The organism is Thiobacillus sp. (genome assembly GCF_024708915.1).
Genome location: NZ_JANJXQ010000050.1, coordinates 16,605 through 42,860 on the forward strand (window position 1 = coordinate 16,605; position 26,256 = coordinate 42,860).

28 protein-coding genes are annotated in these 26,256 nt (G+C 58.4%); 20 read left to right on the forward strand and 8 right to left on the reverse strand.

Annotated elements, in window-relative coordinates:
* Positions 1 to 50 precede the first annotated feature (50 nt).
* From Q0L94_RS03945 to Q0L94_RS03975, 7 genes are all read right to left on the reverse strand, one after another.
* Positions 51 to 629, reverse strand: coding sequence for a cytochrome b (locus Q0L94_RS03945; RefSeq protein ID WP_296750257.1), 579 nt, complete (start codon positions 627 to 629; stop codon positions 51 to 53).
* Positions 630 to 876: 247 nt separating this feature from the next.
* Positions 877 to 1,767, reverse strand: a complete 891-nt coding sequence (locus tag Q0L94_RS03950; protein WP_296750259.1) for an arginase family protein — start codon at positions 1,765 to 1,767, stop codon at positions 877 to 879.
* A gap of 112 nt (positions 1,768 to 1,879) precedes the next feature.
* The gene (locus tag Q0L94_RS03955) at positions 1,880 to 2,203 is read right to left on the reverse strand and encodes a hypothetical protein (RefSeq protein WP_296750261.1); all 324 of its coding nucleotides are present in this window, start codon (positions 2,201 to 2,203) and stop codon (positions 1,880 to 1,882) included.
* Positions 2,204 to 2,227: 24 nt separating this feature from the next.
* Positions 2,228 to 2,479: a hypothetical protein gene (locus Q0L94_RS03960; RefSeq protein WP_296750263.1), complete on the reverse strand. Its 252-nt coding sequence runs from the start codon at positions 2,477 to 2,479 to the stop codon at positions 2,228 to 2,230.
* The gene (locus tag Q0L94_RS03965) at positions 2,479 to 2,832 is read right to left on the reverse strand and encodes a hypothetical protein (RefSeq protein ID WP_296750265.1); all 354 of its coding nucleotides are present in this window, start codon (positions 2,830 to 2,832) and stop codon (positions 2,479 to 2,481) included. Before Q0L94_RS03965 ends, Q0L94_RS03960 begins: the two co-directional genes overlap by 1 nt.
* A gap of 176 nt (positions 2,833 to 3,008) precedes the next feature.
* Positions 3,009 to 3,440: a cupin domain-containing protein gene (locus Q0L94_RS03970; protein WP_296750267.1), complete on the reverse strand. Its 432-nt coding sequence runs from the start codon at positions 3,438 to 3,440 to the stop codon at positions 3,009 to 3,011.
* A gap of 203 nt (positions 3,441 to 3,643) precedes the next feature.
* Positions 3,644 to 4,276, reverse strand: a complete 633-nt coding sequence (locus Q0L94_RS03975; RefSeq protein ID WP_296750269.1) for an isochorismatase family protein — start codon at positions 4,274 to 4,276, stop codon at positions 3,644 to 3,646.
* A gap of 544 nt (positions 4,277 to 4,820) precedes the next feature.
* On the opposite strand from Q0L94_RS03975, the gene Q0L94_RS03980 reads away from it, so the two are divergent.
* From Q0L94_RS03980 to Q0L94_RS04075, 20 genes are all read left to right on the forward strand, one after another.
* The gene (locus tag Q0L94_RS03980) at positions 4,821 to 6,020 is read left to right on the forward strand and encodes an aromatic ring-hydroxylating dioxygenase subunit alpha (protein ID WP_296750271.1); all 1,200 of its coding nucleotides are present in this window, start codon (positions 4,821 to 4,823) and stop codon (positions 6,018 to 6,020) included.
* 84 nt (positions 6,021 to 6,104) lie between these two features.
* Positions 6,105 to 6,566 (forward strand): aromatic-ring-hydroxylating dioxygenase subunit beta, encoded by a 462-nt coding sequence (locus Q0L94_RS03985; RefSeq protein WP_296750273.1) that lies wholly within the window; start codon positions 6,105 to 6,107, stop codon positions 6,564 to 6,566.
* Between the two features lie 23 nt (positions 6,567 to 6,589).
* Positions 6,590 to 7,630, forward strand: coding sequence for a 2Fe-2S iron-sulfur cluster-binding protein (locus tag Q0L94_RS03990; RefSeq protein ID WP_296750275.1), 1,041 nt, complete (start codon positions 6,590 to 6,592; stop codon positions 7,628 to 7,630).
* 8 nt (positions 7,631 to 7,638) lie between these two features.
* Complete coding sequence (locus Q0L94_RS03995) at positions 7,639 to 8,364, forward strand: cyclic nucleotide-binding domain-containing protein (RefSeq protein WP_296750277.1); 726 nt, start codon at positions 7,639 to 7,641, stop codon at positions 8,362 to 8,364.
* Between the two features lie 145 nt (positions 8,365 to 8,509).
* A complete protein-coding gene (locus Q0L94_RS04000; protein ID WP_296750278.1) occupies positions 8,510 to 9,667 on the forward strand; it encodes an ABC transporter substrate-binding protein in 1,158 nt (385 codons plus the stop codon).
* A 143-nt stretch (positions 9,668 to 9,810) separates the two neighbouring features.
* Positions 9,811 to 11,133 carry an ABC transporter permease subunit gene (locus Q0L94_RS04005; protein ID WP_296750279.1) on the forward strand — a complete coding sequence of 441 codons (1,323 nt, stop codon included), beginning with the start codon at positions 9,811 to 9,813 and terminating at the stop codon, positions 11,131 to 11,133.
* Positions 11,133 to 11,996 carry an ABC transporter ATP-binding protein gene (locus Q0L94_RS04010; protein ID WP_296750281.1) on the forward strand — a complete coding sequence of 288 codons (864 nt, stop codon included), beginning with the start codon at positions 11,133 to 11,135 and terminating at the stop codon, positions 11,994 to 11,996. Before Q0L94_RS04005 ends, Q0L94_RS04010 begins: the two co-directional genes overlap by 1 nt.
* A gap of 5 nt (positions 11,997 to 12,001) precedes the next feature.
* The gene (locus Q0L94_RS04015) at positions 12,002 to 12,823 is read left to right on the forward strand and encodes an ABC transporter permease (RefSeq protein WP_296750283.1); all 822 of its coding nucleotides are present in this window, start codon (positions 12,002 to 12,004) and stop codon (positions 12,821 to 12,823) included.
* A gap of 12 nt (positions 12,824 to 12,835) precedes the next feature.
* Positions 12,836 to 13,759, forward strand: a complete 924-nt coding sequence (locus tag Q0L94_RS04020) for an ABC transporter ATP-binding protein (RefSeq protein ID WP_296750285.1) — start codon at positions 12,836 to 12,838, stop codon at positions 13,757 to 13,759.
* A gap of 72 nt (positions 13,760 to 13,831) precedes the next feature.
* A complete protein-coding gene (locus tag Q0L94_RS04025) occupies positions 13,832 to 14,686 on the forward strand; it encodes an amidohydrolase family protein (protein WP_296750287.1) in 855 nt (284 codons plus the stop codon).
* A 289-nt stretch (positions 14,687 to 14,975) separates the two neighbouring features.
* Positions 14,976 to 15,731 (forward strand): sulfite exporter TauE/SafE family protein, encoded by a 756-nt coding sequence (locus Q0L94_RS04030; protein WP_296750289.1) that lies wholly within the window; start codon positions 14,976 to 14,978, stop codon positions 15,729 to 15,731.
* Positions 15,732 to 16,186: 455 nt separating this feature from the next.
* Positions 16,187 to 16,612 (forward strand): formate dehydrogenase subunit gamma, encoded by a 426-nt coding sequence (locus Q0L94_RS04035; protein WP_296750291.1) that lies wholly within the window; start codon positions 16,187 to 16,189, stop codon positions 16,610 to 16,612.
* Entirely contained in the window at positions 16,609 to 18,171 is a 1,563-nt protein-coding gene (locus Q0L94_RS04040) for a formate dehydrogenase beta subunit (protein WP_296750293.1), read from the forward strand. The genes Q0L94_RS04035 and Q0L94_RS04040 overlap by 4 nt, the downstream gene beginning before the upstream one ends.
* Entirely contained in the window at positions 18,168 to 21,029 is a 2,862-nt protein-coding gene (gene fdhF, locus Q0L94_RS04045) for a formate dehydrogenase subunit alpha (protein WP_296750295.1), read from the forward strand. Before Q0L94_RS04040 ends, fdhF begins: the two co-directional genes overlap by 4 nt.
* Positions 21,016 to 21,837, forward strand: a complete 822-nt coding sequence (gene fdhD / locus Q0L94_RS04050; RefSeq protein WP_296750297.1) for a formate dehydrogenase accessory sulfurtransferase FdhD — start codon at positions 21,016 to 21,018, stop codon at positions 21,835 to 21,837. Before fdhF ends, fdhD begins: the two co-directional genes overlap by 14 nt.
* A gap of 17 nt (positions 21,838 to 21,854) precedes the next feature.
* Positions 21,855 to 22,094 (forward strand): formate dehydrogenase subunit delta, encoded by a 240-nt coding sequence (locus tag Q0L94_RS04055; RefSeq protein WP_296750298.1) that lies wholly within the window; start codon positions 21,855 to 21,857, stop codon positions 22,092 to 22,094.
* Positions 22,091 to 22,654 carry a 2-amino-4-hydroxy-6-hydroxymethyldihydropteridine diphosphokinase gene (folK, locus tag Q0L94_RS04060; protein WP_296750300.1) on the forward strand — a complete coding sequence of 188 codons (564 nt, stop codon included), beginning with the start codon at positions 22,091 to 22,093 and terminating at the stop codon, positions 22,652 to 22,654. Before Q0L94_RS04055 ends, folK begins: the two co-directional genes overlap by 4 nt.
* 261 nt (positions 22,655 to 22,915) lie before the next feature.
* Complete coding sequence (locus tag Q0L94_RS04065) at positions 22,916 to 23,665, forward strand: glycosyltransferase family 2 protein (protein ID WP_296750302.1); 750 nt, start codon at positions 22,916 to 22,918, stop codon at positions 23,663 to 23,665.
* Positions 23,666 to 24,385, forward strand: a complete 720-nt coding sequence (locus Q0L94_RS04070; RefSeq protein ID WP_296750304.1) for a TVP38/TMEM64 family protein — start codon at positions 23,666 to 23,668, stop codon at positions 24,383 to 24,385.
* A complete protein-coding gene (locus Q0L94_RS04075; RefSeq protein WP_296750305.1) occupies positions 24,366 to 25,964 on the forward strand; it encodes a glycosyltransferase family 39 protein in 1,599 nt (532 codons plus the stop codon). The genes Q0L94_RS04070 and Q0L94_RS04075 overlap by 20 nt, the downstream gene beginning before the upstream one ends.
* A 3-nt stretch (positions 25,965 to 25,967) precedes the next feature.
* Here the strand turns inward: Q0L94_RS04075 and hfq are convergent, their stop codons facing one another.
* Complete coding sequence (hfq, locus tag Q0L94_RS04080) at positions 25,968 to 26,213, reverse strand: RNA chaperone Hfq (protein ID WP_018077292.1); 246 nt, start codon at positions 26,211 to 26,213, stop codon at positions 25,968 to 25,970.
* Positions 26,214 to 26,256 lie beyond the last annotated feature (43 nt).

Here is a 26,256-nt window from a genome sequence, read left to right on the forward strand (position 1 = left end):
GGAGGGTGTCGTGCCTGACGGCCGGCATTTGTGGCCGCCGCAGCCTGCGTTCAGGTCTGTCTGGGAGGCAGCATGCGGCGCAGCACGTCGTCGCGCTTGACGTAATGATGGTAAAGGGCGGCGCCGGCATGGAGCAGAATCAGAACCCAGACCAGATACGCGCCGGAATTCTTGTGCACGAAGTCGATCGGTTTTTCGAAGGTTTCCCAGGCCACGCCGAATGATTTGAAGAGCGCGGTGTCCTTGAAGCTCGGAATGTCGCCCAGCCACGGGAACTCGATCGCAACCCCGGTTCCCAGATAGCCGCTGATGGGCATGACGATCATGACCAGGTACAGCACGCCATGCATCGCGTGCGATGCGAGGTGCTCGAAACGGGTGCCGGGCGGGTCGTCCGGCTGGATGCTGCGGAAGAACCAGAACACGCGCGCCACGACCAGCGCGGCGACGGCAACGCCCGCGACCAGATGCGTTTGCAGGGCGATCCAGTTGGCGGGCGTTTCCGGCAGCGTGAACCAGTGCCGATAGTAGACCGCCACATAGCAGACCAGGAACAGCACGGCGATGCTCCAGTGCAAGGCCTGGGCGACCGAGCCGTAGCGCGCGCGGCTGTTCGCCCATGACGGCAATTGCCCGTTGTCTGTCTGTTCCGCACCTGCTGGCGCCATACTTGAAAGCGGCTTCTTCGCCATGATCCGGTGACACCTCAAAAAAACCGTAGCGTTAGAGTATATCCAATTAGAAATCAGGTACGGGCGCGAGGGCGCTGCTGCGTTCTAACGCCTGATTCAAGCTGACCCGCGAAGCGGATTCGGCTTGAATGAATGGTTAGCCGCCGAAGTGGAATGCTGAAACCATAATGGCATCTACATTAAATCAGGCCCTGGCAGGCGTTCCGATCAGCGGCAGCTTCGCCAGCATGTTTTTCAGCGCCAGAGCATCCCAAGGGAGATGCTCGGCAATACCGAGGCCGACCACATCGGCGACCGCCGCTACATCGCCCAGCAACTGTACGACCTCATCCATCGCCAGTTTCCCTTGTGCAATGCCGTCAAACGCATTGGCGGGAATGTCCGGCTTGGCGAACAACAACGCACGAAATAGCGACGGATCAAGGACGTCAAGGTCGAAATGGATGGCCAACCGACTGGCGCCTGTGGAGTTGAGCCAATCCAGCACCGGGCGACTACCGTGCTCTGCCAGTTCAAGAGGCGTAACGCTTCCAAGACCAAGCTGCCGGAGAGCGGCGGCCTCCCACTCGGTCGGATTATTCATGCCGACGTACAACACGTTCTGTGGCTTGATCGGACGTGCAACGGCTCGAACGAAGTCAGCATCCCCATGCCCCAACAGATTTCCAAGCACCATCGCATGGGCATGTTGGAACTCCCGTGGCGTCATGATATCCGGGTGAGCATCCACCCAGAGCACAGCAAGATCGCCGTCATAACGTTCATTCAGATAAGCGAAGGGGGCCAGGTCCACCAGGCAATCTCCGCCGAGGACTACCAGGCGATCCGGTTGATGCTTGTCGATAAGCCTGCGGGCATGGCGCAACTGCCCCAACAAGGCATTGCGCGCCACCACGCCATCTTCTATCGGCAGAGGCTCATCCGTTGGAAGCGGTACTGGCACTTCTTCTACAGGGCCAGTGGGCTCAGGCGCAAGCCATTCAAGAAGTTTGGAACCAAAGTGGTAAGGCGGATTATTGCCTCCTTGCCATTGTGGAAAGACAAGACGCAGCGTTTTGTCAGATGATGGTGCCATGGAAAACTCCGGATGAGGACGAGGCTGCAGCACTCGTCGTTATGAGGGCTGACGTCGAAATTCAGGGGCGCGGAGCCGGCTTACCGGCGGAGCGTCCCTCTTGATCGTGATGTTAGGCATGCCCTCGCACGCGGCGGTAAGCATAAATGGCGAGGGAAATGCCAGTCAGAAGCGGCCCCGAACCGAAGATGCCGCCCAGGCCGCAGAGATTGCCCATTTTTTCAGCCGAGCAGAACACTGCAATACCCAACGCCGCGCCGACGAACAATGCAACGATACCGATTGCGGCTGAAGTCAGAACGTAACGGCCGAGCCATCTCGCCTTATTGTCGCTTTGGCGTGTGAATCCGAATATCGCCAGGGCAATCGACACGATCAGGCCCAACAGCAAAACCACGGGTCCGATTTTGATCAGCTGATTGAATACGTCGGCCACGGGCGGGCTCCTGGTCAGGACAGGTTAACGAAGCGGCAAAGGCGCAGCCTGCCCGGCGAGAAGCTGCAAGGCAAAAATCAGCAGCCATAGACCGCCAGTACCGTAAAGGACGAACATCACCCAGAACCTCACGGGCTGTTCGTTCATCCTGAACTCAAGCCTGCCCTTGAGTCCGTTTGGGCCGCAGGGAAGCCAGCCACCGCGCAATGCCCGATAGTCCATCCACAATAGTCCGGTGCCGAAAAACAGAAACAACAGCCCCTGAAAAATCGACATCAGAACTTCCTCGAACTCAAGCGGAATCTGGCCATGAACACAGCAACGCCGACGGTCGGCAGGGCAAGAATCGAAAATACGATCAAGCCCAGTGGCAACAGACCAAAATCAGACCCGGATACGATCAGCACTAATGCCTGCGCCAACATCACGGCCAGCCCCCAGCGCCAAGGTTTCTCGGGAACCCAATAGCCAAGACCGCCCGCGAGGCCAATCCCCAGCGGATAGGCGACAGTCCAGTAAATGGAAGAATCCCAAGCCTCCCGCTTGCCGCTGACCCCCGCTACTGCCAGCCACAAGACAGCGCCTCCGACAAACGCAGCTATCCAGGCCCATGTTGCTCGATGCTTCATACTTGTTTCCCCGATGCATCCTGACGCCCGAATTAAGCCGCGCCGCGAAGCGGCGTCGGCTTGAACGATGTTAGGCGGCGACACAGGTTGAGAACCACAACTGATACCGTCCGGGCAGTGACAACCATTCTTCTAGAGCCCTGCAGGGGCGCCTTGTGGCGGCTCAGTCATAATGCTCAAGGCTTTCGGATGGATCTTCCTTTACCTTTTTCAGCCACGATGAATTCCAGGAATCGAGCACCTTCAGTCTTGCTTGGATTCCAATGGGAATGAGTGGTACCCGCCGGAACGAGCAGGCTGTCACCCGGCTCTAGGGTAATGGATTCCTTGCCGTCCTCCTGAAAAACCATTGTCCCAGAAACCAAATAGAAGGTGAGCGCCGCCGGATGGAAATGGCGACGGTTGATGCCTTCTGGCTCGTACTTCACATCTAAAACCGTGAACGCCAGATTCGCTGTTCCATCCACTTCGTTTACTACGAGATCCTTGGATGTTACCCCAGACCTTTGAGGGGTGCTTTCGGGGTTTTGTGCATGAGCTATAGGTGGAACAATAACCACCACAAGAAAGAAACCGGCAGCAGCCCAGAGCATAGTTAGTCTTTTCATTTTCAATCTCCATATCGATGAATGGATGACGCGATGATGCCTCTTGCCGCCTGACGAATGGAGTTAAGGGCGCGTTTTCGGCGCATGCCGAAAACGTCGACGCTTGAGCGAGTTGTTGGATGCGGCGTACCTCTCAATCTCTGCACTGGCACTAACATTGGCATGGGTGATAGGCAGAACCAGACCGTACCGCCTCCGAGGGATCAGCCCTTGAAATCCTTCTCGGGATTCGATCCGTCGTGGTGCTGGAAAACATTCATGAAGCCCGGGACGGTCGCCTCGCGGTTCCAGTCGCGTTGCAACTCGCAATAGAGTTGTGTCTTGCTGATGAGTTTGCCTCCCGCCTGCTCGATCCGGCGCAGGGCAGCCTCGTGCGCGGCGAGCGAAGTGCCGCCGACGGCGTCCACCACCACATAGACGTCATAACCTTCCTTCAGCGCGTCGAGTGCCGGAAAGGCAAGGCAGGCCTCAGTCCACAAGGCGGTCATAATGAGCTTCTTGCGGCCGGTTGCCTTGACCGCCTGCCTGAACTCGACATCTTCCCAACTGTTGATCGTGGTGCGGTCATACGTAGGGAGGTGGCCGAGAATTTCCTGCAGTTCGGCGATCGGCGGCTTGTTGTGCCCCGTCTGGACGTTCACCGTCGAATGGACGATGGGCAGGTTGTAGTTGAGCGCTGCCTTGGCGGTATTGACGATGTTGAACACCATTTCCTTCTGGTCCATCGAACGGATCGAGGACACTTGGATCGGCTGGTAATCGATGACGATGAACGCCGAGTTCTCCGGCGTGAGCAAGTGATCCTTGAGCGGATCGCGAATTGGTTCACTGGCCATGACGAGCTCCTTTTCGGGTTGGGCTTTCCAGCATAGACCAGACATTACTGTCCGGTTAAATCGTGAATATATTCAGTTGGTTGCGTGGCATACCCTCTGGGGGAATGTGCTCGCCAGCCGAAACGGTTGCTGAACCGGACAGCAGTGATCTTAAACCCTCAAGAAATTTCGCATGTCAGGGGCGAGGTGCCCCCTATGCCGCCGCGCGGACGGCAAGGCGAAGTGTTGCCTACTGACCGGGATGTGCCGGCAGAAAATAGGCGGATTCCAATATGGGCGGCGTATTCAGGGCTTTCCATATTGAGCAATGTGACAGATCTGACGCAGAGTGTTTCAGCTGACACGTTAAACGATACAAGGAAACGGGTGTTGCGAAATGGGGGTAATTGAGCGGGTATTCGGATTTTCCATTGTGACAGCCGTGATACCGCGATATTACGTATTGTCTCTAGGGTCACGCCCCAATTTGATTGATCTGGCACGGCCTATGCTTGACCCTGTTCAGGGAGTGTTTTTACCTTGCCCAACTCGATAGGAGACAAGAATGTCACGTAACGAAATTGCCTGGAAAGAGCAGCCTAAGTTCCCGTCTACTCATTTCGTGGATACCAGGATTTATACCGACGAGCAGATTTTCCGCGAGGAGCAGGAAAAGATTTTCAATAAATGCTGGATCATCGGCTGCCACGAATCGGAGCTGCCGAACGCCTACGATTACCGGACTTTCAGTCATCCTGGCGGGGCAAAGCTCTTTATGATTCGTGGCGAAGATATGAAGGTACGCGCTTTCTACAATATCTGTCCGCACCGTGGCAATACGCTCCTCTACGATCCTGTTGGAAACGCCAAGCGTGTCACCTGCATTTTCCATGCCTGGTCGTTCAACCCCCAGGGGGATTGCATTGACATCCCCCGCAGCAAGGAAGGCTACCAGGATCGCTATAGCAGCAAGGACGCTGGTCTGCGTGAAGTGAAAAGCGAAGTCGGCTTCGGCGGTTTTGTCTGGGTAAACGTGGACGATAACAGCGGCACGCTCAAGGAATATATCGGCGATGCGCTCGGCATGATGGAGGAAAACCTCAGCCAGCCTTTGGAGGTTTTTACCTATCACAAGGCAATCGTCAATACGAATTACAAGTTGTGGCATGACACGAACAGCGAGTTCTACCATGACTATATGCATTACTTCAACCGTATCACGGGGATGATGCAACCGGGCTATTTCGATCGCAAGTACAAAGGCTATCCCGGTGGCCATGCATCAGTGGGGTCGATGGAAATTAAATACGATGCCTATGCAGGCAGCCAGGAGCGCGCTGTGGGCTGGCCGGGTCTGGCGCCGGGCGGCTGGGTATTGATCGACCTTTTTCCTGGAATGACCTTCAACCTGCGGACATCGGTGCTGCGTATGGACACGGCTATTCCGCTGGGGCCGGACAAGCTGATCATCGAATTCCGTGGTCTCGGGCTGAAGAGCGACACCCCGGAGCAGCGTGCCGAGCGGGTGCGTGACCACAATACGATTTGGGGGCCGTTCGGTCGTAACTTGCATGAAGACCTGCTGGGTGTACATGGTCAGGGGCTGGCCATGCGCGAGAAGAGCGACAGCAAATGGGTGCTGCATGGCCGTGAAGAAAACTCGACGATCCATGACGAGGTTGGGATGCGGCACTTCTATGCTGAGTGGGGCAAGCGCATGGGGCGTCCGGCATACGATCCCTTCGGCGACAACAAGTTGAGCTGAGCAACGCGGTTGATGGCTGCCGTTCCACGAATATGACGACAGCCATCTGCAGGCTTTCATTACGTCAATAAGAGGAGTACTGGTGTGGCATCAAAACAATCAATTGATGAGCTGATTTATCGATCCGGCCTTGCAATGGACAGCAAGGACTTTGCTGGATTTCTTGACTTGTGCGACCCGGCATTTCGTTATGCCATTACTGCTTATATCCCGGAAATCCGCAAGGAAATGACCTGGCTTGAGCAGGACAAGGAAGGCATGAAGCTTTTATTCGACAATCTGCCCAGACACAACAGTGATCATTCGCCATTAAGCCGTCACATCACAGTGTGTATCGTCGACCAGGACGAAGCCAGGCAACAGGCAAAAACGATCAGCACGCTACAGGTCTTCAAGACTTCGCTTGACGGCGGCGCAACCGAACTGTTCGCGGTGGGGAAAATCTACGACACCGTCGCATTGAATGGAGACGCTCCAAAATTGCTGGACCGGAATATTCGTCTTGATACACGGATGCTTGGTGCCGGCTATCACATTCCATTTTAATGGCCTTAGTGGACTGACACACTATGAAAATCCAGATCAACGCCCGAAACCGCGCGCACAACTTCAATGTGGCCGAGGGAGAAAAAATACTCTACGCCGGGTTGGGCGGTGATATTGACCTGCCTTATGAATGTGCCAGCGGGACATGCGGAACATGCAAGGCGCGGCTGATCTCCGGGGAGATTGTCGATGCCTGGCCTGAAGCGCCCGGACGCAAATATCTGAAGGGCGAAGACGAGTTTCTGATGTGCCAGTGCATGGCCAAGACTGATGCCACGATCGCAGTGGAAAGCTTTGTCCAGACCGTGGAAAAGTCGGGTGTCAGCGTGCCCGCTGCATTGAGTGGGCATATCAGCTCGGTGAAGCTGTTGACGCCCGACGTAATCCATCTCCAGGTCAAGCTGAGCCAGCCAATGGCGTTTGATGCCGGCCAGTTTGTGATGGTCCGGGTGCCGGGCATAGCGGGCTTTCGCGGCTGGTCAATCGTGAACTACCAGCGTGAGGCGGAAATACTTGAGTTTGTTGTCAAGAAAAAGCCTGGTGGCGGGATATCCGAATGGTTGTTCAACAATCAGTGCGAGGGGGTGGCGGTCGAGTTGTTCGGTCCTCTGGGACACGCGACGTTTTACCCCGGTCTGGCCAAAAACATACTGTGTATCGCTGGCGGCAGCGGCATTGCAGGGATGATGTCCATTCTGTCCCGTGCCGCGCAGGACGGCTATTTTTCCCAATATAGAGGCGATGTGTTCTTTGGTGTGCAGACACTGAAGGATGCCTTTTTACTCCAGGAACTCTCCCAGTTGCGTGCCCAGTGCGGCAACAAACTGAGTGTGACCATAGCCCTGTCAAAAGAGGAGCCCCCCGGTTCCGTCCTGAATGATTACCCGCAATTGAAATTCGACACAGGTTATGTGCACGAGGTGGCAGGACGTCAAATGCAGGGCAGCTATCAGGACGTCAGGGCCTATCTTGCCGGGCCGCCGCCAATGGTCGATGCGGCCGTCCGGATATTGCTTATGGCGAGATTGACCACCGATAACATTTGTTATGACAAATTCAGTTAGGAATGGGCATGAGCAAGATACGCGTATGTAATACGGCCGAAATTCCCAGCAATGGGATGAAGGATTATGACATTGAAGGCGGGCTCAAGGTCTTGATAGCCAACGCAGGTGACTACTATTACGCCTATCAAGGCATTTGCCCTCACCAGGAAGTCTGTCTGGCCGAAGGATATTACGATGGCGCAGTGCTTACCTGCCACCAGCATTTATGGCAGTGGGATATCACTACCGGAAAGGAAATTGGTCTCGCCGAAGCGCCGCTGGAGAAATACGAAGTCCAGGTTGAGGATGGCGAGATATTTGTAGTGCAATCCAGCGCACTGAAGGTAGCACAGTTGTTCATGGACGTTTCCGACGTCACGCTGCAGCGGCTCGATCAGCTTGCACGCCGTGAAAAATACGCAAGTGGCAGCACCCTCTACAACATCGGCGATCCCACCGATGATCTTTATATCCTCGAATCGGGCCGCGTTGAGTTTCTGATTGGCCGCGACGGCACCAGCCCTGCCGGTTTTGTCTTGCGCAAGGGAGAAGTATTCGGCTGGGCGGCGTTACTCGAGAATCAGCCGCGGCGCATTGCGAAATCTACCTGCCTGGAAGATTCGGTGCTGTTGCGGCTGAATGGCGAGGAAATCTTGAAAGCCCTCGAATCCGATCCGGTATCAGGGTATTTCGTCATGCGCAAGCTTTCGACGCTGATCACCCGGCATCTGGCCTCTCCAGGAGAAAAATAGCCCAAGTCCATTAATGCATTAATAGCGGGATGAGCACCAATATCTTGCTTTGTACAGCATGTGAATTCGTACCGATATGAAGAGTAATCGAGGTTGATTACGGCCCGTATCAAGGATCAGTTTCCAACAAGAGGAGATTTTCATCATGACTTGTCTTAAGAATTGGTTTGGTCGTCGTACTTATCGTGCATTACCAGCTTTGGCCGCGACCTTCAGTCTTGCCGTTGGCAGCGCGTTTTCCGCCTACGCGGCCGATCTCAACTATGGCAAGGTGGGTGAGCCCGTTCACCTGACCATCGGCTACCAACCTTATTACACGGAGTCCTGGTCGGGCGTGGTGATGCAGCCCATGAAGTTTTATGAGAAATACCTGCCCAAGGGATCCACCGTGAAGTTTTCGATTGGATTGCAGGGCGCCGTTATCGTCAATGCGATGCTCGCAGGCAAGCAGGATATCGGTTACATGGGCGACATGCCGGCTATTGTTTCCACCACAAAAGAGCGGGTCGCGGATCTGCGCATTGTTGCGTCACCGGGTTTGGGTGTCGATCAGTGCAACATTTTTCTTGCGAGGAAAGATGCCCCCAACTTTGCCAATCAGGACGATGCCCTCAAGTGGCTGAATGGGAAGCGGGTGGCCGTGCCCAAGGGTTCCTGTACGGATCGCTTTGCGCAAGAAGTCTTCAAGAAGAAGGGGATCAAGCCGGCAGCCTATCTGAATCAGAACATTGAGGTCATTACCAGTGGTTTCCGGGCGGGCAAGATCGATGCCGCGGTTATATGGGAGCCCACTGCGTCGCGTCTGGTGCTGGAAGGCCTTGCCAAGCGCATCGCGTCGGGTACGTCCATCAATGAGCATGACGGCGCGTTCATTGTCATGCGCAATGACCTCATCAAGCAGCGCCCGGATGTGGTCAAGGCATGGCTGAATGCCGAGCTCGATGCCCAGCTGTTTATGGCTGACCCGAAAAATGCAGAAAAGATTGTTGCGGCGGTGGAATCGCAAACCACAGGCTTCACCAGGCATGTTCTGTGGACGTCCCTGTATGGCTCTTACCCGGTCGCGCAGGGGGGTACTCCGGAACGGGTCAAGCTGCCATTTACGATCACGCCGGAAGCTTCGGACCTGATCAAAAAAGCGACAACCTTTCTTTATGAAGTGAAGAGCATTCATACGCCCAAGCTGCGGCCGGAAGCGGTCATGCCGGAATTTGCCGAAGCAATACTGAAAGAGCGCGGATTGAAAGCCCCGGTTGGCTCGGTCAAGGCTTTGCCGGATTCGGCCTACACAGGCAAAAGATAACTCGTCTACCTATTCAATCAAGACTACCCCAGCCGTGTGCATGACACAGGCGCGGCTGGCGGGATCTTGACGTCTGCAGTGCACGGGCACCCGCTTCTCCAACGCCCCGAACTCAGCCGGAATGATGCCACAAGGAATATTTTATGGAAATTGACCAGACTGTAGCCTTACTGAAGCGATCCATGCCGTTCCAGACGGTACCGAACGATGTGCTCGAAGCAATCGCCAGGCTTGCCAGGTATGAGTCTTACGCCCGTGGGGATGTGATCTATCACCAGGGTGATTTCGCTGACGATGTTTACATCGTGTCTTCAGGTGCCGTGCAGCACACACTTGGGATTGGCTTCCAGGCGATACATCCGGAAAAAATCCTGCATAGCGGCGATGTGTTCGGCTGGGCAGCCGTGCTCGAGAACCAGCGCAGCCGTTTGGCAAAGACCGTCTGCCTGGAACGGACTGAACTGATCCGGATCAACGGCGAGGAACTGATCAACCTGTTCAAGGCGTCGCCCGAGACAGGCGACATTGTCATGAGCCGCTTCGCGACCATGATCAATAAGGAATATACCCTGCCTGAAGAAATGGCGGGTCACGTGCCGCATTTCACGCAAGTGCCAGTCACTGTGGCAACCGGCTTGACCCTGACGATGTTTCGCCTGTCGCAGTGGCTGAAAAGTCCCAAGCCCTACCTGATGCTCACGGGATTCGGAATCCTGCTGGCTACCTGGTACCTCACAGTCGAAATCTGGAAATTGCCCAGGTTTGCAGACATGCCAGGGTTGACCGAGGTGTTTAAAGAATGGTTCAGCAAAGACCCGATCTACGGCTTGTCGATCTATACGCCTGAGTATTACCAGCATATCTGGGTCAGCGTCCGCCGAATCCTGATCGCATTTTTTCTGGCCACGGTGCTAGGCGTGCCGCTTGGATTGTTTTTAGGTTGGTCCAAGACATTCCGCGAATACGTCTTCCCGGTCTTTGAAACACTGCGTCCCATTCCGATTCTCGCTTGGGTACCCCTGGCAATCCTGATGTTCCAGGGCTCGGAAACGCCGGTCATCTTCCTGACCTTCCTTGCATCCTTCTATGCCACCGCTCTGAATACCATGCTTGGCGTCGAAACCATCGACGAATCCTACAGCCGGGCGGCCGCTTGCCTCGGCGCAAGCAAGTGGCAAACCTTCAAGGAAGTGATCGTGCCGGGTGCCATGCCATTCATTTTTACAGGTTTGCAAATATCGATTGGCGTTGCCTGGTTTTCTCTGGTGGCCGGAGAAATGGTGTCTGGCGAGTTCGGGCTGGGTTATGTGATCAATACGTCTTATACGATGGTTCGCTATCCAACCATCGTGATCGGCATGATCACACTTGGCATAGTTGGCTACGTTTCAAGCGCACTCGTGCGTATGGCGGGTGATTACATGATGCAGTGGCGGGTTCGTGAACTTGCTTTAGGAGGTCGTTGATGAGCGCTGTATTGCAACAAGCCGAGAAGGCTGGAAAAGGTATGCTGAAAGGCGCAATCCGGATCGAGGATGTAGTCAAGATCTATGATCCGGATGGCGCTGCCGTGATGGCTGTGGATCATTGCTCGCTTGATATCCCGGCCGGCGAAATATGCATGATCGTCGGGCCGTCGGGTTGTGGGAAGACCACATTATTGAATGCGATTGCGGGATTCCACAGCATCACCTCTGGCAAGATTTTCCTCGATGATGAGCTCTTGTGCGGACCCGGAAAGCCCATGGCACAGCCAGGCTCGGATCGCATTGTGGTGTTTCAGAACGGGGCGCTGTTTCCATGGAAATCCAACCTGGACAACGTCGCTTTTGGCCTCATGATGCAAGGCAAGCTGGGCAAAAAGGAAATCTACGACAAAGCCCGCAGCATGATGGCGGATGCGGGCTTAAGCGGCACCGAGCACAACTTCCCCGGCGAAGTTTCCTCGGGCTTGCGCCGCCGTGTGGAAATTGTCCGGGCCCTGATGAATGAGCCAAAGGTATTGCTGTTCGACGAACCCTATCGGGCACTCGACTCGCTCACCAAATCGGTGATGCATGAGGCTTTACTGGAAATTTACTACAAGAACAAAGTCACCATTTTCTTTATCACCCACGATCTGGAAGAGGCGATTTTTCTTGGACATCGACTTGTCATCATGACCTCGCGTCCCTGCAAGCCGAAGAAAATCATCGACGTCGATATTCCTCACCCCCGCGATTACAGCGTGCTGACCAGTACACGGTATCGCCAGCTGATGGATGAAACCGTGGAACTCGTACATGAAGAGGCCAAGAAGGCTTTTACGGCCGGCGAAAAAGAAGGGTAGACGACATGAACATCAAACGTTTTAGAAAACAATTGTTTAGTCGCTCCAAGCTACGAGCCGTCATTGCCATTTTCGTGTTTCTCGCGCTGTGGGAGTTGGGCTCGCGGTCCAATGAATGGTTTGGCTTTACCCCGCCGTGGATCGGCCATGTACCGGCACCGACCGCCGTTCTTGTTGCGTGGTATGCATTGCTTGGCGACCCAGGGTACTGGCAAAGCTGGTATTTGAGTACGCTCCGCGTGCTGGCGGGATTCTTTGCTGCCATGCTGATCGGAATTCCCCTGGGCTTGTTCATGGCGGTGAACAAAACATTCCACGGCATCGTTTTCCCTGCGTTTGAGATTTTGCGCCCGATCCCGCCGCTGGCCTGGGTGCCGGCATCGATCATTTTCTGGCCAACCCAGGAATTGTCCATTGCATTCGTTACTTTTCTCGGGGCCTTTTACACCATCGTGATCAACGTGGTGGGCGGTGCGAAATCCATTGATGTCCGATTCTTTCAATCTGCGCAATCGATGGGCTCCTCGCAATGGGATGTCTTTCGGCGAGTCGTTCTCCCTGCAACCCTTCCATCGATCGTCGTTGGATCCGCTGTGGGCATGGGGATTACCTGGGAGGTGGTGGTTGCTGCGGAAATGATTTCGGGCGGCGGCGGCGAAACCGGCTCCGGTGGGGGACTTGGCTTCTTTATCTGGAACTCCTATGTCGGCGGATCATACGAACAAATTGTCGTAGGCATGATCAGTATCGGCATTGCTGGATTTATCTGCAGTGAGCTTTTGCGGAAGCTCGGTAGTTTCTTCACCCCGTGGTTGAAAAAACGGTAAAGGATGAATCGTATGAACGATATTACTCAGAATCAATCCACTGCTACGCCGAATAGCGTGAATCCGAAGAGGGTTGGTGAAATAAAAGTTACCAATATCGGAAAAACGTATGGTGCTGCGCAATTTGCTAAAGAAGTACTCAAAAATTGCTCATTCACCATCGAACGCAACAAGCTTACGGTGATGATCGGCCCATCGGGCTGCGGTAAGAGCACCTTGATACGGCTCCTTGCCGGCTTTGAAAAGCCTTCATCCGGCACGATCGAAATCGACGGGAAGCGAATAACCGGACCGGGACGTGACCGCCTGGTTGTGTTTCAGGAATCGGCATTGTTTCCGTGGATGACCAGCTACGACAACATCATGTACGGCCCCAAGGCACGCGGCGAAAATACACAGCAAAACCGTGATCAGGCTGAATACCTGCTTGAAAAGGTGGGCTTGTCGGCTTTCCGGGAGAAATATCCGCCGCAACTCTCCGGTGGCATGCAGCGCCGGGCTGAATTGGCCCGCGCGATGATCAATAACCCCGATGTCATGATTCTCGATGAGCCGTTCCGTGGCCTGGACTGCATGTCCAAGGAATTGATGTGGGAATACTACTCAGGGCTCTATGAAGAGTCGCATAGAACGAACTTTTTCGTTACCACCGACATCGACGAGGCGATTTTTCTGGCTGATCGTCTGCTGATCATGTCGAATATTCCGGGCCAGGTCCGTGCGTCCATCGAAGTTGATTTGCCACGGCCGAGAAGACTGGCTTTTGTTTTTGACAATGACCGTGCGATTGCCGTGAAGATGGAGGCCTTGGCCATCCTTCACCAGGAAGCAATGAAATCGTTTAGTGGTGGAAGCAAGGCAGCGGCAGATTTTGTTGAAGCTTATTCAAAACGGTCAGGCGGCAATGGGACTGCCGGTAGCAAGGAACCGGCATGACATCATTGTTTTACATGTTGTCATTTAATTTTGAATGTTGAATCTGTTTTTTAAATATCCGGAGACGAGAAAATGGAAAAAAAAGTAATCGATATGCGCAGCAGGCCTTCATTTCTGCATGATTTTTATGGGGCAACACCGGGTACGAATGAATATGAAGTGGTTAAATGGCTGAACAGGCGGGTGGGCTCAAAAGACGACGAACATTTTACACGTTCAAAAAACGTCGAAGGATTCGTGGATGAAATCAGGGAAACCGGCATAACGGCAGCCGTGGTGGTGGGCCGTGACATTCCGGGGATCCGGCATACCAATGATGAGATCAGCGAATTAACCAAAGGCCACAAAGAGCTTATCGGTGTCGGCTCGGTGGATCCTCTGGCACTGGGTGTCAAAGGCTCGATCGCCGAAGTGGAAAGAGCCGTCAAGAAACTCGGATTGAAGGGCATTAATCTGGAACCCGGATTTGGCAGTGCTCCCATGAAGGCCGACAATCCTTTGCTATACCCGATCTACGACGCATGCGATCAATTGGGCGTTCCCGTTTGCCTCATGTCGGGGCCGACTTCTCCCAGCCTCGAACTTACCGACCCCGCTCCCGTGGGCCGGGTTGCGAAAGCATTCCCTGGCCTGTCTATCGTCTGCTATCACGGGTTTTATCCTTATGTAAACGAAGTAATCGCAGTTGCTTTCCGCTATGAGAACGTTCACCTCGTGCCGGACATGTACATTTTCCTGCCGGGTGGAAGCCTTTATGTTGAAGCTGCAAACGGTTTCATGAAAGATCAACTCTTGTTCGGCAGTTCGTACCCCTTCCGGGCGATGGGGCAATCACTTGAAGATTACAGAAACCTCGGATTCAAGGATGACGTTATCGATCAGGTGTTGTACAAGAATGCCAAACGGGTTCTTAAACTCAAAAGCTAGCACAGCAGAATGCTTCTTCCCTGTGGTTATTGCTTCAGACGACAATTCAGGTTGGCCTGTTTTAATCTTCTGGATGAAATATCCATCAGGGATGCGGGATCATCGGGTCTTCCTCGGTTGATCGGGCTTTACAAATTGCCCGATTTTTATCCGCGGAATAACAACCAATAGTATGGCTGCTTGATTGTAAAAACCTTGAAAAACCGGGATATCAATCAATCGCCATGCGCCTCCGGCGCTATATGGAAGTGCCTGCGCCCGCTGCATTATTCCTGATGCCGCCATATCGATGACTATTGCCTGGCTGCTCGTCATTTCCCTGGTCGTTGGCGTCCTTATCGGCGCTGTGGGAATAGGGGGGATTCTTCTAATCCCCGCGCTCAACATTCTTGGCGGATTGACGATCCAGGAGGCAATGGCCACGGCCTTGTTCACCTTTATTTTTACCGGCCTCATCGGGGCCTTTTCATTTCAGCGTCACGGGAGTATCAACTGGAGCATTACCGTGCCGCTGTGCATTGGGGCAGCCGTGTTCGGGTTCTTCGGCGCCTGGGCAAATTCAAAAATCGATGCGCAAGGGCTCTCCTTGATCCTTGCATCAATAATTATTTTCTCGGGAATTTATACCGTTTTAACCAATAAAAGGACGAGATCGGCAATTTTCAAGGATTGGCCCAGATTGCAGCAGGTATTGTTGTTTGGAATCGGTGCCGTCGTGGGTTTCGGCTCGGGTCTCACCGGGGTAGGGGGGCCGGCCTTGTCCGTCCCTATCATGATCCTGTTGGGGTTCCCTGTTCTGAGCACGATAGGGGCAAGCCAGGTGATCCAGATCCTCGCGGCAATCTCGGGTACGGCAGGGAATCTGCAGTATGGGTCGATTAATTACAAGTTCATGGCCATATGCACGATCTTTGAAGTCATTGGGGTTGTGCTTGGCGCGCGGATCGTACATGCCGTAGACGCACAATCCTTGCGTGGCGGCGTAGGCTTGTTGTGCATTCTTGTTGGTGCCGGACTCATGCTGCGTACATTGGGATTTTTATAGCCTCCGCGCTCTCGGCAATGTTTACGAGGCCAGGCGCAGTGTTCGCGAATGTGTTGATGATGTCTATATTTCTCAGCGTTTTCCGTAGTTGACGGCCGATGCATCCCCCACATCCGTAGAAGGCAGGAACCGCTCCATCCTGATCCGACCGATCACGGCGCTTGCATGGAACGATGTGTCACCCGCCTGAAAGTACCCTGGAAAGCCGAATGGGTATTGCGGGTCGTGACAGCGTGACAATTTGCCAGGTTCCAGCGCCCGTTTCAGGCCGTTTGAACGGGACACTCTGTCACGACGCAGATACTTTCCGGATGGGGGCCATATCGTAAGCGCTGGGTTTAAGTGCTTGTTTATGGATGGATTATCCCCTGCCGCCAGCTCGGTAAATTGATTGGTATGTAAATTGCTTCAAGCAGTACATATCCAATGGTTTACTCGATTGCTGCAGAGGATTTATGTCCAGTACAAATCAAGCCGACTTGTTACCTGCATTGCACCAGCTGCAGGAACGATTCGGCTATATCCCCGACGATGCTATTGCCGATCTGGCAAGAACCCACAACATGTCGCGAGCTGAAGTGGTGGGCGTGATTGGTTTCTATCATGATTTCCATCGCACGCCGCCCGGCCGCCAGCGTCTCCGTATCTGCCGCGCAGAATCGTGCCAGGCCATGGGGGCGGATGCCCTCGCCATGCATGCCAGCGAGCGCCTTGGCGTCGAGTTTGGCGCCACCACGGCCGATGGCGGGGTGACGCTGGAAGCGGTCTATTGTCTTGGCAACTGCGCCTGTTCACCAGCCGTGATGCTGGATGGCGAACTTCATGGGCGGGTCAGCACTGAGCGCCTCGACGCAATTCTTGCGGAAGGGCGGGGAACATGACGCAACGGATTTTTGTCCCGCGCGATGCCAGCGCCGTTTCGGTCGGTGCGGAACGCGTGGTGCGTGCGATCGAGCGCGAGGCACAGAGCCGGGGGCTGGCTGTGGAGATCGTGCGTAACGGCTCGCGCGGATTGTATTGGCTGGAGCCGCTGATCGAGATCGAGTCCAGCGGGCAGCGCATCGCCTATGGGCCTGTCAGGCCGGAGGATGTGGCCGGCCTGTTCGATGCCGGATGGCTGCAGGGCGGCCTGCATGCCTTGTGCCATGGCCCCAGTGAAGATATTCCTTATCTGAAACGTCAAACCCGGCTTACCTTTGCCCGCATGGGGGTCACCGACCCTCTGTCGCTGGAGGACTATCGTTCTCATGGCGGATTAAAGGGGCTGGAACGTGCGCTTGCCATGAAGGCTGAAGACATCGTGGGCGCCATTGATACGGGCGGCCTGCGTGGCCGCGGTGGCGCCGGCTTTCCCACCGGGATCAAGTGGCGCACGGTGATGAATGCGGGCGGTGGCCAGAAATACATTGTCTGCAATGCCGACGAGGGGGATTCCGGCACGTTCTCGGACCGCATGCTGATGGAGGGTGATCCCTATTGCCTGATCGAGGGCATGATCATCGCCGGCCTGGCGGTGGGTGCGGATACCGGCTACATCTACTTGCGTTCGGAATACCCGGAGGCCTGGGATGTGCTGGAGGAAGCCATCGTCATCGCCACCCGCGAAGGGGTGCTGGGCGACAATGTGCTCGGCTCGGGGCGGCGTTTCGACCTGAATCTTTTCAAGGGCGCAGGCGCTTACGTGTGCGGCGAGGAAACCTCGTTGCTGGAAAGTATCGAAGGCAAGCGCGGACTGGTGCGCGCCAAGCCGCCGTTGCCCGCATTGCAGGGCCTGTTCGGCCAGCCTACGGTGGTCAACAACGTCATTACGCTGGCCAGCGTGCCCTGGATCCTGGCGCAGGGCGGCGAGGCCTACAAGGCACACGGCAGCGGCCGTTCGCGTGGCACGCTGCCGTTCCAGCTCGCCGGCAATCTGAAGCATCCCGGCCTGGTCGAAGTCGCCTTCGGCATGACCCTGCGCGAATTGCTCTACGACTTCGGCGGCGGCTCCGCCAGCGGACGGCCGATCCGTGCCGTGCAGGTGGGCGGCCCGCTCGGCGCCTATCTGCCCGAATCGCGCTTCGACCTGCCGCTGGATTACGAGGCGTTTGCTGCGGTAGGCGCCACGGTTGGCCATGGCGGCATCGTCGCCTTCGACGATAGCGTCGACATGGCCAAGATGGCCCGCTACGCCATGGAATTCTGCGCCATCGAATCCTGCGGCAAGTGCACGCCGTGCCGCATCGGCTCGGTACGCGGCGTGGAACTGCTGGATGGCATGATGGCCGCGCGCCCACAGCAATCCAACGACGACACGCTGTTGCGCGATCTTTGCCAGACCATGCTGGATGGATCGCTGTGCGCCATGGGCGGCATGACGCCGTATCCGGTTCTGTCCGCACTCGATCATTATCCAGAAGATTTCGGCCTGGCGCCGAAGCAAAAGGAGGCCTCCGCATGAGCCTGCATTGCCACCACGACCGGGGCACCCCGGCACGCACATCCACCCAGCGCGTCACTTTGTCCATCGACGGGGTTCCCGTCACGGTTCCGGCTGGAACGTCGGTCATGCATGCCGCTGCCGAGGCGGGGATCGACATCCCCAAACTGTGTGCGACCGAACAGCTGGAATCGTTCGGCTCCTGTCGCCTCTGCGTGGTCCAGGTGAAGGACCGGCGCGGCTATCCCGCTTCCTGCACCACGCTGGTGGAGGAGGGCATGGAAGTGACCACGGAGAACGACGCCCTGTTCCGCCTGCGCCGTGGCGTCATGGAACTGTATATTTCCGACCACCCGCTCGATTGCCTGACCTGCTCCGCCAACGGCAACTGCGAATTGCAGGACATGGCCGGCCGCGTCGGCCTGCGCGAGGTGCGTTACGCCGAAGGCGACAACCATCTGGCTGAGACGGCGGATACCTCGAATCCCTATTTCACCTACGATCCCGCCAAGTGCATCGTCTGCTCGCGCTGCGTGCGCGCCTGTTCCGATATACAGGGCACGTTCGCGCTGACCACCACCGAGCGTGGCTTCGAGTCGCGTATCGCGGCGGCGGGCGGCGACGATTTTCTATCCTCCGAATGCGTCTCCTGCGGTGCCTGCGTGGCGGCCTGCCCGACGGCGTCGCTGCTGGAGAAATCGGTGATCGAGCGGGGCCAGCCGCAACGCAGCATCACCACCACCTGTGCTTATTGCGGCGTGGGCTGCTCGCTCAATGCCGAAATGCAGGGCGAGAAGGTGATCCGCATGGTGCCCGACATCAATGGCGGCGCCAATCACGGCCACGCTTGCGTCAAGGGCCGTTTTGCCTGGGGCTATGCCACGCACGCCGACCGCATCACCACCCCGATGATCCGCAGTTCGATCCGCGATGCCTGGCGCGAGGTGAGCTGGGAAGAAGCCATTGCCCACACGGCGAGCGAATTCCGCCGTCTGCAGGGGCAATACGGGGCCGAGTCGATCGGTTCGATTACGTCCTCGCGCTGCAGCAACGAGGAGACCTATCTGGTCCAGAAACTGACCCGCGCCGCCTTCGGCGTCAACAACGTCGACACCTGCGCCCGCGTGTGTCATTCCCCCACCGGGTACGGCTTGAAGCAGACCATGGGAGAATCCGCCGGCACTCAGGATTTCGATTCGGTGATGCAGGCCGACGTGATCCTGGTGATCGGCGCCAACCCCACCGACGCCCATCCGGTGTTCGGCTCCCGGATGAAGCAGCGCCTGCGTCAGGGCGCCAAGATCATCATCGCCGACCCACGCAGCATCGACCTGGTGGAGACCCCGCACGTCCGCGCCACCCATCACCTCCCGCTGCGGCCCGGCACCAATGTGGCCCTGATCAATGCCCTGGCGCATGTCGTCGTCACCGAGGGGCTGGTGGACGAGGCTTTCGTGGCGGCACGCTGCGAGCCGGAAGCTTTCGCCAAGTGGCGCACCTTCATCGCCGATCCCCGCCACAGTCCCGAAGCCACCGCTGAGATCACCGGCGTGCCGGCGGATGAGATGCGCGCTGCCGCCAGGCTGTACGCCACCGCTGGCAATGCGAGCATCTACTATGGCCTGGGCGTCACCGAGCACAGCCAGGGTTCGACTATGGTCATGGGCATCGCCAACCTGGCCATGGCCACCGGCAACATCGGCCGGCCCGGTGTGGGCGTGAATCCCCTGCGGGGGCAGAACAACGTGCAGGGTTCCTGCGACATGGGTTCCTTCCCGCATGAGTTTCCCGGCTACCGCCACGTCGCCGACAACGCCACGCGCACGCTGTTCGAATCCACCTGGGGGGTGACGCTGTCCGCCGAGCCCGGGCTGCGCATTCCCAACATGTTCGATGCCGCCATCGCCGGCAGCTTCAAGGGCCTGTATGTGCAGGGCGAAGACATCGTCCAGTCCGATCCCAACACCCAGCACGTTACCGCCGCCCTGGAGTCGCTCGAATGCCTGGTGGTGCAGGATCTGTTTCTGAACGAGACCGCCAAATTCGCCCACGTCTTCCTGCCTGGCTCGTCCTTCCTCGAAAAGGACGGCACCTTCACCAACTCGGAGCGGCGCATTTCCCGCATCCGCAAGGTGATGCGTCCGCTGGCGACTTATGCGGACTGGGAAGTGACCCAGATGCTGGCCAATGCCCTGGGCTATCCCATGCACTACACGCACCCGTCCGAGATCATGGACGAGATCGCCAGTCTCACGCCGACCTTCCAGGGCGTCACTTACGCCAAACTGGACGAACTGGGCAGCATCCAGTGGCCATGTGACGAGGCCCACCCGGCCGGCACGCCCACCATGCACGTGGAGGAATTCGTGCGTGGCAAGGGGCGCTTCATGCTCACCGAATACGTGGCCACGGAGGAACGCGCCAACCGCCGCTTCCCGCTGCTGCTGACGACCGGGCGCATCCTGACCCAGTACAACGTGGGCGCCCAGTCCCGGCGTACCGCCAATGTCGTCTGGCATCCGGAGGACGTTCTGGAACTACATCCGGTGGACGCGGAAGACCGCGGCATCCGCGACGGCGACTCGGTCGGCGTGCAAAGCCGTGCCGGCGAAATCATGCTGCGCGCCAGGATCAGCGAGCGCATGCAGCCCGGCGTGGTCTACACCACCTTCCATTGGCCCGGTTCGGGAGCCAACGTGGTGACTACCGAGAATTCGGACTGGGCCACCAACTGCCCCGAGTACAAAGTGACCGCCGTGCAGGTTTTCCGTGTGGAACAGCCCTCTGCCTGGCAACAGCAGTTCGCCCGTTTCGACGCGGAGCAAATGGCCCTGCTGGAGGCGGAATCGAAATCGAAGAGGGATCATGCGCCTGTGTGATCTGCCCGAGCCGGCCTTGATCCTGCCGCCCGCCCTGATGGAAGCGGCCGCCCACAGCGGCGGCGGCGCACGCGTGGACACCGTGCCGGAGGAGGTGCCGGTGGCCTTGTCGTACAACGGCATTTCCCACGCGGTGATGCTGGCCAGCCCGGCCGACCTGGAAGACTTTGGCCTCGGCTTCAGCCTGAGCGAGGGGATTCTGACGGATCCCTCCGAACTGTACGACCTGGAACTGGAAGTGGGCGAACGCGGCGTCGTCGTGCAGATGCGCATCTCCGAAGCGCGCCTGGCCGGCCTCAAGCAGCGTAGACGGGCGCTGGCTGGACGCACCGGCTGCGGGCTGTGCGGTGTGGAAAGCCTGGAACAGGTGGCGCGCGTGCTGGCGCCGTTGCCGGCAGGGCCGGCTATTGCGGCGGCATCACTGCAAAAAGCGCTGACCCATCTGCAGCAGAACCAGCCGCTGCATGCCAGCACCGGTGGCGTACACGCTGCCGCCTGGGCCGATCCGGCCGGCAATCTTCTGGCGGTGCGGGAGGATGTCGGACGTCACAACGCGCTGGACAAACTGATAGGCGCGCTGGCGCGCGAGCACCGCGACATGCGCGCCGGCTTCGCCCTGATCACCAGCCGTGCCAGCTTCGAAATGGTGCAGAAGGCGGCCAGCGTCGGCATCCCGATGCTGGCGGCGGTGTCCGCGCCGACCGGTTACGCCATCCGCCTGGCGCGCGAATGCGGGCTGACCCTGGCCGGCTTCGTGCGCGACCGGCGCTATACGCTCTACGCGCATCCCGAACGTATCATCGAATAAACAAGGAACGCATGTTCATGAATGTCGAACACCTGATCCAGATGGCCAACCAGATTGGCGCCTACTTCGCTGCCGAACCCGATCGTGCCGTCGCACGCGATGGTGTGGCCGATCATCTGGCACGCTTCTGGGAGAAACGCATGCGACAAAGCCTCTACGCCAGTTTCGACCAGGGCACTGCGACCACGCTCGCTCCCCTGGTCAGCGAGGCGCTGGTCGAGCATCGCGAACGCATCCTGGGTAAAAAAGCCGCATGAGCCTCGCTTTCATCGCACTGGGCGGCAATCTCGACTGTCCCGCCGCCCGTCTGCTCAAGGTCATGGGCGAACTGGACAACCTGCAGCAGACCCGTCTGCTGCGCACCTCTTCGCTGTATCGCACCGCTCCGGTGGGCTACGCCGGGCAACCCGATTTCGTCAACGCCGTGGCCCTGATCGACACGGCGCTGCCGCCGCAGGCGCTGATGGCGGAACTGCTCGCCTGCGAGGCGCGCCATGGCCGTGTGCGCGACCAGCGCAACGGCCCGCGCACGCTGGACCTCGACCTGCTGCTCTACCAGGATCGGGTACTCGAAGACAGTTTCGTCACGCTGCCGCATCCACGCATGCACGTGCGTCCGTTCGTGCTGGTGCCGCTGCTGGAAATCGCGCCGGACTGCGTCGTTCCCCGGCACGGAGAGGCCCGCGCGCTGCTCGCCGCCTGCCCGGATCGGCACGATGCGAGGCGCATCGAGCGCGTTGCTTTCGATTGGGGTTTGCACACCCTGCGCCGGATGGGGCAAGGCCTGGTTGCGCCGGATAATGCATTCTCCCCGTAGCGGCCCGAAGCGGAGTTAGGCGCCTGCTGTTCTGAATGCGCGCGGCGCCCTTGTCCCCAGCCGTTCATTCAGATGACGGCACCGCGCCCATGCGGACCAGGGCGGCGGGCAGCCCCGACCCTATCGGCACTCATTACGAACCCGACGCGGGGACGTCGGCACGTCATACTTGTCGCAGAAAATAAACTAGAATGGCGGACACCGAACTTTCGGGCCCGGAAGTCTTCTCCACCGCCACACCCCACGATTCTCGATATAGCAATGCCAAAACATGCCTACTACGGCAGGCTTTCCGTGGTTGTACCTGTCAAAAACGAGCAGGACAACGTCGAGCCGCTGGTGCGCGAAATCGCGACAGCGCTGTCCGGCAACACCACATTCGAAATCATCTACGTCGACGACGGCAGCACCGACGCCACCCAGGCCCGGCTGCAGGCCCTGAAAGCCGAATTCCCGATGCTGCGGATGATCCGTCATCGCGCCTCGTGTGGGCAGAGCCGGGCGGTGACGACGGGCGTGACTGCGGCGCGCCATGAGTGGATCGCCACGCTCGACGGCGACGGCCAGAACGACCCGGCCGATATCCCGGCGCTGCTGGCCGAACTGGCCAACCCGGTGCAGCCGGCCAACCTGGAACTGCTGGCGGGCTGGCGCGCCCGGCGCAACGACACCTTTCTGCGCCGCCTGTCGTCGAAAATCGCCAATGGCGTGCGTTCGCGCATGCTGAAGGACAATACGCCGGATACCGGCTGCGGCCTCAAGGTGTTTGCCCGTGAAACGTTTCTGCAGCTGCCCAACTTCGACCACATGCACCGTTTTCTGCCGGCATTGGTGATGCGCAACGGCGGTGCGGTGGTGTCGGTTCCGGTCCATCATCGTGCCCGTGAGCGCGGCACGTCGAAATACGGCGTGCACAACAGGCTGTGGGTCGGCATCGTCGACCTGTTCGGCGTCGCCTGGCTGCAGCGGCGGGTGCGTCTGCCGGTGATCGAGGCCGATTCCGATCGCTAGATGAAGGCGCGCATTATCGTCAAAGGCCTGGTGCTGATCCTGAGCCTGGCGCTGCTCGGCTACCTGTTCAAGACCAGCGATCTCGGCAACAGCGTCAACGAGGCCTGGATCGACGCGCGGGTGCGCGGACACGGCGTCAACGGCGCCTTGCTGTTTCTGCTGATGGGCGGCGTGTTCACCGCCCTCGGCCTGCCGCGGCAGATCATCGCTTTTCTCGGCGGCTACGCCTTCAGCGTGGGGCTGGGCACGCTGCTGGGCACGCTGGCGGCACTCCTGGGCTGCATATTGAACTTCGTTTACGCGCGTTTCTTCGGCCAGGGCCTGCTGCGTGCGCGGCTGGGTGCGCGCGCCGGCCGTTTCGACCGCTTCATCCACGAGCACCCGTTTTCCATGACGGTATTGATCAGGTTGCTGCCAGTAGGCAGCAACCTGCTGACCAATCTGGTGGCCGGCATTTCGAGTATCCGCCCCGCGCATTTTTTCCTCGGCACGCTGCTCGGCTATCTGCCGCAGACGCTGGTGTTCGCGCTGGTCGGCAGCGGCGTTCACATCGCGCCCGCCCTGAAGCTCGCGCTCGCCATCGGCCTGTTCCTGGTTTCGGGCGCGCTGGGGGCCTATCTTTATCGCCGTTTCCGGCATGGCCAGAGCCTCGGCGACCAGGTCGATGCCGCGCTGGACGAAACTGACACAGGCGTTGCTCGTGAATCCCTATCGAAATGACGGGCGCGGCCTGTTGCTGTTGAGCCTGCTGCTGCTGGCGGCGTTGACTGCAGTGGCGATGCTGGCGCGGCCGCTGATCCCGGTCGACGAAACGCGCTACGTCAGCGCGGCGTGGGAAATGTGGCTGCGCGGCGACTTTCTGGTGCCGTTCAAGAACGGCGAACCCTATAGCCACAAGCCGCCTTTCATGTTCTGGATGTTCCATGCGGGCTGGGCGCTGTTCGGCGTCACCGACTGGTGGCCGCGGCTGGTGCTGCCGCTGTTTTCCGCCGGCGCGCTGCTGCTGACGTATTCGCTCGCCCGCCGCCTGTGGCCGCAGCGCGCCGGCCTCGGCGGGCAGGCCGCGCTGATTCTGGTGAGCGCACTGCTGTGGATCGTCTTTTCCACCTCGGTCATGTTCGACGTGATGCTGGCGTTCTGGGTGCTGCTGGGGACGCACGGCGTACTCGCCGCCGCCGACGGCAAGCGGCGCGGCTTCGTCATGCTGGGGATCGCGGTCGGCATGGGTGTGCTGACCAAGGGCCCGGTCATCCTGCTGAATCTGCTGCCGGTTGCCGTGCTGGCGCCGTGGTGGAACCCCGGCATGCAGTGGCGCCGCTGGTTCGGCGGGATCGTGCTGGCGGTGCTGCTGGGTGCGGCCATAGCGCTGGCGTGGGCAATCCCGGCCGGCATGGCCGGGGGCGAGGCTTACCGCAACGCGATTTTCTGGGGCCAGACCGCCGATCGCATGGTCGAATCTTTTGCCCACCGGCGGCCGTTCTGGTGGTACCTGCCGTTGTTGCCGCTGCTGCTGTTTCCGTGGTTCGTCTGGCCGGGATTCTGGCAGGCGCTGGCGCATCACCGGCGGGCCGGGCTGGACCGCGGCACGCGCTTTTGCCTCGCCTGGATGCTGCCGGTGTTCATTGCGTTCTGCTTCATCAGCGGCAAGCAGCCGCATTATCTGGTGCCGCTGTTTCCGGCGTTTGCGCTGCTGGCTGCGCGCGTACTGGCTGACCGTCCGGCTTTCCGCGTGGGCGTGCCTGCCCTGCTGGCAATGGGGTTGGGCGTGGCGTTGATGCTGGCTGCCAGCGGGAAAATTGCGGCACTCCACGAAGAGGCCGCTGCGTTGCCGGCGCTATGGCCGGGCGCGGTGCTGGCGGTGCTGGCGCTGGCCGCCTGGGCGATCGGCCGGCGCGGTTTTCCGGCGGTGCCGAATCTGGCGCTGCTGGGGGCAGCCACGCTGGCGCTGGTGCAGCTGGCCGCCAAGCCATCGATCGATCCGCTGTACGACATCAAGGCGCTGGCGCTGGCGATCGGAGAGGTGCAGGCACAAGGTCTGCCGGTGGCGAATGCCGCAAGGTACCACGCGCAATATCAGTTTCTGGGCCGTCTGCAAGCGCCGCTGCTTGAATTGCACGGTGCCGAGCTAAAGCGCTGGCTGGCCGAGCACCCCGAAGGCTACGCGGTGATCTATCTGAAGGACAGGCAGAAGATGGACGCGATCCCGGCGCGCCACAAGCAGGCGTATCGCGGGGGGGCAGCCGTACTGGTGGACGCGCGTACGGCGGCCGGGCTGCTGCCCGTTCACATTGAAAACTGAGGTTCAGGCCTCGGCGTCGCGCTGCGGCAGCACCACTTCGCGCGAGGGCGAAATAGTCGAGATGGCATGTTTGAAGATCATCTGCGCGGCCTGGTCCTGGCCTTTCAGCAACACCACGAACTGATCGAACGATTCGATCCGCCCCATCAGCTTGATCCCGTTGACAAGAAAGACCGATACCGGAATGCGCTCCTTGCGCAGGGTGTTGAGAAAAACGTCTTGCAGGTGGTTGTATTCTTTGCTGGCCATGCTTGGCTCCCTGTCAGGTAAAGGCGGGGCAGGCCCCCGCTTG

Bases quoted from the DNA above. Each gene is read 5' to 3' on its own strand.
- Q0L94_RS04040 (WP_296750293.1), top strand. From the start codon at position 16,609: ATGACGCAACGGATTTTTGTCCCGCGCGATGCCAGCGCCGTTTCGGTC.
- Q0L94_RS03950 (WP_296750259.1), bottom strand. From the start codon at position 1,767: ATGGCACCATCATCTGACAAAACGCTGCGTCTTGTCTTTCCACAATGG.
- Q0L94_RS04010 (WP_296750281.1), top strand. From the start codon at position 11,133: ATGAGCGCTGTATTGCAACAAGCCGAGAAGGCTGGAAAAGGTATGCTG.
- Q0L94_RS04015 (WP_296750283.1), top strand. From the start codon at position 12,002: ATGAACATCAAACGTTTTAGAAAACAATTGTTTAGTCGCTCCAAGCTA.
- Q0L94_RS04055 (WP_296750298.1), top strand. From the start codon at position 21,855: ATGAATGTCGAACACCTGATCCAGATGGCCAACCAGATTGGCGCCTAC.
- Q0L94_RS04000 (WP_296750278.1), top strand. From the start codon at position 8,510: ATGACTTGTCTTAAGAATTGGTTTGGTCGTCGTACTTATCGTGCATTA.
- Q0L94_RS03990 (WP_296750275.1), top strand. From the start codon at position 6,590: ATGAAAATCCAGATCAACGCCCGAAACCGCGCGCACAACTTCAATGTG.
- fdhD (WP_296750297.1), top strand. From the start codon at position 21,016: ATGCGCCTGTGTGATCTGCCCGAGCCGGCCTTGATCCTGCCGCCCGCC.
- Q0L94_RS04030 (WP_296750289.1), top strand. From the start codon at position 14,976: ATGACTATTGCCTGGCTGCTCGTCATTTCCCTGGTCGTTGGCGTCCTT.
- Q0L94_RS04070 (WP_296750304.1), top strand. From the start codon at position 23,666: ATGAAGGCGCGCATTATCGTCAAAGGCCTGGTGCTGATCCTGAGCCTG.
- folK (WP_296750300.1), top strand. From the start codon at position 22,091: ATGAGCCTCGCTTTCATCGCACTGGGCGGCAATCTCGACTGTCCCGCC.
- hfq (WP_018077292.1), bottom strand. From the start codon at position 26,213: ATGGCCAGCAAAGAATACAACCACCTGCAAGACGTTTTTCTCAACACC.
- fdhF (WP_296750295.1), top strand. From the start codon at position 18,168: ATGAGCCTGCATTGCCACCACGACCGGGGCACCCCGGCACGCACATCC.
- Q0L94_RS03975 (WP_296750269.1), bottom strand. From the start codon at position 4,276: ATGGCCAGTGAACCAATTCGCGATCCGCTCAAGGATCACTTGCTCACG.
- Q0L94_RS04020 (WP_296750285.1), top strand. From the start codon at position 12,836: ATGAACGATATTACTCAGAATCAATCCACTGCTACGCCGAATAGCGTG.
- Q0L94_RS03980 (WP_296750271.1), top strand. From the start codon at position 4,821: ATGTCACGTAACGAAATTGCCTGGAAAGAGCAGCCTAAGTTCCCGTCT.
- Q0L94_RS03960 (WP_296750263.1), bottom strand. From the start codon at position 2,479: ATGTCGATTTTTCAGGGGCTGTTGTTTCTGTTTTTCGGCACCGGACTA.
- Q0L94_RS04065 (WP_296750302.1), top strand. From the start codon at position 22,916: ATGCCAAAACATGCCTACTACGGCAGGCTTTCCGTGGTTGTACCTGTC.
- Q0L94_RS04025 (WP_296750287.1), top strand. From the start codon at position 13,832: ATGGAAAAAAAAGTAATCGATATGCGCAGCAGGCCTTCATTTCTGCAT.
- Q0L94_RS03995 (WP_296750277.1), top strand. From the start codon at position 7,639: ATGAGCAAGATACGCGTATGTAATACGGCCGAAATTCCCAGCAATGGG.
- Q0L94_RS03965 (WP_296750265.1), bottom strand. From the start codon at position 2,832: ATGAAGCATCGAGCAACATGGGCCTGGATAGCTGCGTTTGTCGGAGGC.
- Q0L94_RS04035 (WP_296750291.1), top strand. From the start codon at position 16,187: ATGTCCAGTACAAATCAAGCCGACTTGTTACCTGCATTGCACCAGCTG.
- Q0L94_RS03970 (WP_296750267.1), bottom strand. From the start codon at position 3,440: ATGAAAAGACTAACTATGCTCTGGGCTGCTGCCGGTTTCTTTCTTGTG.
- Q0L94_RS04005 (WP_296750279.1), top strand. From the start codon at position 9,811: ATGGAAATTGACCAGACTGTAGCCTTACTGAAGCGATCCATGCCGTTC.